The sequence below is a fragment of the Candidatus Thiothrix phosphatis genome (assembly GCF_035668035.1).
GTDB lineage: Bacteria > Pseudomonadota > Gammaproteobacteria > Thiotrichales > Thiotrichaceae > Thiothrix > Thiothrix phosphatis.
Genome location: NZ_JAYMYJ010000007.1, coordinates 1 through 4,827, shown reverse-complemented (window position 1 = coordinate 4,827; position 4,827 = coordinate 1). Strand labels below are relative to the sequence as shown.

Genomic DNA, 4,827 nt, shown 5'->3' with positions numbered 1-4,827 from the left:
GATTAAACGAAAATATAGGGGCATTGTGTCTGTAATCTACGGCTGCTCATAAGCCAGCATCCGACGAACGTACATAAATCGACGACAACAAAAAAGCGGGCTATACCCGCTTTTCATTTGCTTATCCAGGATGGATAAAAGTCAACCCATAATCCACTCTTTATAAGCTTCCATGTCCTTTTCCTGGCCAGCAGAATAACCTGCCTCATAGGCTTCGGTCAGGCGCTGCTCTTCGCGCATCGGGTTCAATAAATAACCGCCCTGCCAGCCTTGCAGGAACTCCGGATCAACGCCTGCTTTTTCCATTTCTACTACAGCGTTGTAATACTGCATATTCATTTGTCATGTCCTCTCTATACAAAAATGAAATAAATGTGGCGCCTTACGCCGCAGCGCGCAATGTTTCCAACGCCTTGCCGCCATCCAAAACAGTGCGCACAGCGTCCGCAGCCTCCTGCATTGAGCCATAACGTCCCAAATGCGCCAGACAGATTGAAGTGGAATACACCAAGCTGTCGTACATCAAACCTTTTTCACCGCCAAGTGCCGCCATACCCAGTTCCGCAGCCTTAACCGCCAGCGCATCGCTATCGACCGCCGTTGCGATCTCGTCCCCGATAACCGGAGCGGCAGGCAAATCTCCCGGCAGGGGCACCGCCCGGACTTCCGCTTGGATGCCAATGTCCGCAGGCATCAAGTCACGCTGTTGCTCTTCAACTTTTTCATAGTAATAGAACAATTTTCCTGCCTGTTGCAGGGAAGGAATAATGCCACCTTCCACACCGCGCACAAACATGGCACTGTCAAAACCGGCCTGACGCGCCAGGGAGGCATAAATCGCCGGGTATCCCTTATGCACATAGCCGCCCATACAATGTGTTTTACGTTGGCCGCGAATAGGCCCCAGCAAGGTTTCCACCGTTGTCAACACTTGCCGCTTGATCATCCGTTGGCGAATGGGGATAAGGTCATGCAGGCGTGGCGCAAATTGCCGCTGGTCCAGGTAAGCCCAGCCGATCCGTTCGAGTTGTGCAACAGCTTCGGCTGGCGTCAAATTGACATTAAGCCCCACTGCTTTCAGGATCTTGTGATGGGTTGCGCCAAATTTTGGCCCCACCTGCTCCAGGCCATGCAAGACTGAGTGCACACCCATAGTCGCCAGCACTGCTGGCACAAAAGTTGAAGCAGGCACTCCGCGCGTATAACCGTCATATGGGTCAGAAATATCCAGCACTTCATCTACATTTGCCGTATTGATTACGGAAACATCAATCAGGGCTTGCAATGTGCCACGGTTTTCCTCATCCGTTTCACGCTTCATGCGCAAGGCAATAAAGTAAACCGCCACCTGCACCGGATCCGCCTCTCCACTTAAAATATGGCGCATGGCGTTATAGGCATCCTCATAACTTAAATCCTTGCTGTATTCAGGACCCGTCGCCACTTTCTGGATGCACTGGCGCATGTGTAATTTCAAATTGAGGTCGGTATTAATATCAGTCATCGTGGCATTTTCCATGTCGCGGAAGTTTAAGAAGGGCACCCCTGATACTGAATATCCCTATAGGGGTAACACGGACATCCGGGTGGGCTATTTAGGCAGCCATGGTCGGATGCGTTAAGATTGGAGCCGATTTTACGAACAAGGAGATTCCCGTGTCACAAACCGATGTTGAATCTATGGATTTCGCCAGCGGCATGGCGGCGTTTGAAGCCAAACATTTCTCCCGCGCCATGCAATTGCTTTCCCCTTTCGCCTCCCAAGGAGACAAAGTCGCCCAGCATCTATGCGCCATCATGTATCAGAACGGCCTGGGCGTCGCCCATAATGACAAACAAGCATTCGAATGGATGAAAGCCTCCGCCGAGCAGGGTTACGGTCTTGCCCAGCACGGTTTGGGTTTCATGTACCTGGAAGGCGAATGTACAGAGAAAAATGGCGCGGAAGCGGCCAAGTGGTTTCGTATGGCAGGAGAACAGGGTTTGCAGGGTTCCCTAACCACGCTAGCTATCATGCATCAACAAGGCAACGGTGTGCCACAAGACGAACAAGAAGCTAAACGCCTGTTCAAGCTAGCGGGTTTCAACGATTTAGGGTAGGCCGAGAGCAAGATGAAAATAGGTTGCATAAAACTAACGTTTGCTTGCGTGGCCAAATTCCAACCCTGAAAATTCTCATCGCAATTGGCGATATAGCGATAACAATGAGCGTGAAATTAAGCCTCGATGTGATGATGAACACTCTAAAACTGAACAGGAGATTAAATTTTTCAGGCCTGAAAAATCAACAAAATAGAAACATTAATAAATTTTATTAGTTAAGTATTGATTCAGCGCAATCCTGTAAGATACAGGCCAAGGAAGACGGGCAGACAATTAATAACAACAAGCCTGATTTCAAGATGGATCTGTTATAAGAGCCTACCGACACGCCGTTCATTGAACGGCTGTCGGTAAAAAAATTAACCATCTGCGAGAGTTGTCAAGGGGTTGGTACTCTCAGGGTGAGCAGACCCAAAACAGATGAGAATCATAACAATAAACCTACTCTACCGGGCGACAACGATAACAAGAAAGTCCCGGTTTTTCCTTCTTTTTCCGATAACCTGCACTAATTAACCACACGCCTTCGGCTGGAGCCAAACATACCTCTTCCCTGGGGAAACAACACTTGGTTTATCCAGTCATGCAGCCTGAACAGCTATCTGTTTGGACGTATGAGTGACTTGGTTCTTTCGATCGAAATAAACCAGTTGAGGTTTGTGCAAACCTGCCTCTACTTCGCTGAAACCAGCATACGTGCAAATAATAAGCAAATCACCCGTGCTCGCCTTATGAGCCGCCGCACCATTGATGGAAATAATGCCACTACCTGCCTCGGCGCGGATAGCATAAGTAGAGAAACGCTCACCATTGGTGACATTGTAAATGTGCAATTGCTCATACTCGCGGATATTGCCAATGCGCATCAGGTTATCGTCAATCGCACAAGAACCTTCATAGTCCAATTCAGCATGAGTAACTGTGACACGGTGCAGTTTGGATTTGAGAAGCGTCAGCTCCATAGCGATTTCTCCTGAACATCTCTGTGAAGTGTTTTGCAGAGCAAAACTATTATGAGGTTTCTGTTAAATTTTTCAATCTTGAAGCGAAATATTATCGATTAGGCGGGCTTTGCCCAACCAAGCTGAACCCAGCACCACTAACGACATATTTCCTGCTTCCGGTGGCATCAAATCAACAGTCCGACGGATTTCCACATAATCGGGGCGAAATCCTTTCAATTCCAGAGACTTCATCGCCTCTGCTTGCAGGGAGGCGTAATCCTGCCTTCCTTTGTGCAGCGCGTCAACCACCGCACGTAAAATCCGCTGAAATTCCGGCGCAAGGCGGCGTTCTTCCGCTGTCAGGTAGCCGTTGCGGGAACTCATCGCCAGACCATCGGATTCACGCACAGTCGGCAATCCCTCGATCCGGATATCCATGTCAAGATCGCGCACCATTTGCCGGACCAGCATCAGTTGCTGAAAATCCTTGGCTCCGAACACTGCCACATCCGGTTGCACCAGATTAAACAGCTTGCAGACAACCGTCGCAACCCCTGTAAAATGTCCCGGACGGGACGAGCCTTCCAGTATTTGGCTGACGCCAGGCACGTCCACCTTGGTCACCAACCCCCCTGTCGGGTACATGGTCGCAGGCGTGGGCGTAAACACCAAATCCGCCCCCACCTCTTGCAGCAAGGCACAATCCTGCGCCAAGGTGCGCGGATACGCCACCAGATCTTCCTTACGGTCAAACTGGGTCGGATTGACAAAAATCGACACCACCACTTTATCGCCCAGTTCCTGCGCCCGCCTGACCAACGCCAAATGTCCGGCGTGCAGGTTCCCCATAGTGGGGACAAACGCGATGCTTGCCCCTGCCCTGCGCCACGCCTTGACCTGTGCGCGCAATGCTGTAATTTGTTCAATGATGATCATGTCGTGTCAACTTCAGAAAAAACAGTGTTGGTCGGCAGGGAACTCCCCGGTTTTCACCGCACCCACATAAGACGCAACAGCCTGAGGAATGGTTGCGCCGAAACCGATGAAATCGCGGGAAAATTTTGGCGCATGCGCAGAAATGCCCAGCATGTCGTGCAATACCAACACCTGCCCATCGCAACCGCGACCGGCACCTATGCCAATGGTAGGAATCTCTAACGCCTGGGTAATCTGTTCCGCCAGGGCTACCGGAACACATTCCAGCACCAGCAGATCCGTTCCTGCATCCTGCAAGGCCTTGGCGTCATCCAGCATTTGCCGGGCAGCAGCCTCATCGCGCCCCTGCACCCGGTAGCCGCCCAGTTTGTGGACAGACTGCGGCTGCAAACCCAAATGGGCGCACACTGGCACACCGTGATGAACCAATTGGGCAACAGTCGCCACCTGCGGCGCGCCGCCTTCCAACTTCACCATGTGCGCGCCGCCTTCCTGCATCAAGCGGGCGCTGTTGCGCAAAGCCATGTCGGTGGAGGTGTAGCTCATAAAGGGAAGGTCGCCAATCACCAGCGCATGTTGGCAGGCCTTCGCCACAATCCGGGTGTGGTACACCATCTCTTCTATGGTCACCGGCACCGTGGTCTCATGCCCTTGCACAACCATACCCAGCGAATCGCCCACCAAAACCACATCCACCCCCTGATTGTCCAACACTCTGGCGAAACTGGCGTCATAGGCGGTCAGCATGGCTATCTTCTCACCCTCACGTTTCATTTTGCGCAAGGTGGTGACAGTCACACGAGGCTTGGGTTTTGTGGTCATGCAATCTGGTTCCTGGAGGCAA

At 51.5% G+C, this 4,827-nt stretch carries 6 protein-coding genes; 1 reads left to right on the top strand and 5 read right to left on the bottom strand.

Annotation, left to right across the window (positions count from 1 at the left end; translation table 11 throughout):
- Nucleotides 1-141: 141 nt before the first annotated feature.
- Complete coding sequence (locus VSS37_RS00690; protein WP_324692677.1) at nucleotides 142-339, bottom strand: Alvin_2107 family globule sulfur oxidation protein; 198 nt, start codon at nucleotides 337-339, stop codon at nucleotides 142-144.
- A 43-nt stretch (nucleotides 340-382) separates the two neighbouring features.
- Entirely contained in the window at nucleotides 383-1,504 is a 1,122-nt protein-coding gene (locus VSS37_RS00685; RefSeq protein ID WP_324692676.1) for an anthranilate phosphoribosyltransferase, read from the bottom strand.
- A gap of 152 nt (nucleotides 1,505-1,656) precedes the next feature.
- Here VSS37_RS00685 and VSS37_RS00680 point away from each other — a divergent pair, with 152 nt between their 5' ends.
- The gene (locus VSS37_RS00680) at nucleotides 1,657-2,100 is read left to right on the top strand and encodes a tetratricopeptide repeat protein (RefSeq protein WP_324692675.1); all 444 of its coding nucleotides are present in this window, start codon (nucleotides 1,657-1,659) and stop codon (nucleotides 2,098-2,100) included.
- Between the two features lie 584 nt (nucleotides 2,101-2,684).
- Here the strand turns inward: VSS37_RS00680 and panD are convergent.
- From panD to panB, 3 genes are all read right to left on the bottom strand, one after another.
- Complete coding sequence (panD, locus tag VSS37_RS00675) at nucleotides 2,685-3,065, bottom strand: aspartate 1-decarboxylase (RefSeq protein WP_324692674.1); 381 nt, start codon at nucleotides 3,063-3,065, stop codon at nucleotides 2,685-2,687.
- A 72-nt stretch (nucleotides 3,066-3,137) separates the two neighbouring features.
- On the bottom strand, nucleotides 3,138-3,983 hold the full coding sequence (gene panC, locus VSS37_RS00670; protein WP_324692673.1) for a pantoate--beta-alanine ligase: 846 nt from the start codon (nucleotides 3,981-3,983) through the stop codon (nucleotides 3,138-3,140).
- Between the two features lie 12 nt (nucleotides 3,984-3,995).
- Nucleotides 3,996-4,805, bottom strand: a complete 810-nt coding sequence (gene panB / locus VSS37_RS00665; protein WP_324692672.1) for a 3-methyl-2-oxobutanoate hydroxymethyltransferase — start codon at nucleotides 4,803-4,805, stop codon at nucleotides 3,996-3,998.
- Nucleotides 4,806-4,827: the final 22 nt, after the last annotated feature.